Consider the following 251-nt stretch of genomic DNA (forward strand, 5'->3'; position numbering starts at 1 on the left):
ATCATCAATATATTTGCTATGCAAATATATTGATGATGATGAGATGAGGGAAAGATTGAAAGACAATAATAGATGGGCTTATTTTTCTATTGTGGAACAGATGATGGATTATGAGAAGAGAGGTTATTGGAAGGCTACGGATGAGCAGAAGGAGAAGTTGTTGGAGGTATATTTGGAATTGGAGGGGGATATAGAGGAGGATATTTAAATACTACTACATAAAGCTCAACAGTCAGGTTGTAAAGTGTTAT

At 35.1% G+C, this 251-nt stretch carries 1 protein-coding gene; it reads left to right on the forward strand.

The features are described 5' to 3' along the window. Positions 1–208: cobaltochelatase subunit CobN (locus tag AACQ14_RS23925; RefSeq protein WP_339366048.1), on the forward strand; the 208-nt coding region annotated here is incomplete at its 5' end. Positions 209–251: the final 43 nt, after the last annotated feature.

This window comes from Vallitalea maricola, assembly GCF_036985595.1.
Classification (GTDB): domain Bacteria; phylum Bacillota; class Clostridia; order Lachnospirales; family Vallitaleaceae; genus Vallitalea; species Vallitalea maricola.